This window comes from Citrobacter sp. Ce006, assembly GCF_030336535.1.
In the GTDB taxonomy this organism is placed as follows: Bacteria; Pseudomonadota; Gammaproteobacteria; order Enterobacterales; family Enterobacteriaceae; genus Citrobacter; species Citrobacter europaeus.
This window is the reverse complement of record NZ_JAOWDO010000003.1, coordinates 1-385: the sequence shown is the minus strand read 5'-3', so window position 1 is coordinate 385 and position 385 is coordinate 1. Positions and strand designations below refer to the sequence as shown.

General features: G+C 56.1%; 1 pseudogene. It reads right to left on the bottom strand.

Going from position 1 to position 385, the window contains the following annotated elements:
• Nucleotides 1-121: 121 nt before the first annotated feature.
• Nucleotides 122-385, bottom strand: a pseudogene (locus OGV94_RS00015) (formylglycine-generating enzyme family protein); the annotation flags it as partial.

The following is a 385-nucleotide window of genomic DNA, read 5'->3' as shown; positions in this document are numbered from 1 at the left end:
AAAACCAGATCGCCGGTAATGCGTTGCAGGTATTGTGCTAATTCCGCGTTATCCCGCACCGCCGGTTCCGGTTTATCGCACCCGCTCAGCAACAGCACCAGCGCCAGGCTATATTTACCGGTCATTTCACCGCCTCCGCAGCGTTCACCGCACAGCGTACGGTGGTGCCATCGGGAAAATAGTTATCCTTGATGGCATAGCCGCGGAAAAAGGTGAGGCCCACATCAAACCCGGGTGAAGGATTGTCACCTCCGCGGCGGACCTTCAGGTATTGCCCAGTTTTTTTATTTTTGATGACCGGAGTTTCCGGACCCTGCGGATCCTGGCGCGGAGATTTCGCGTAATAGTCCGGGTCGTACCAGTCGCTCACCCACTCGTAGCCGTT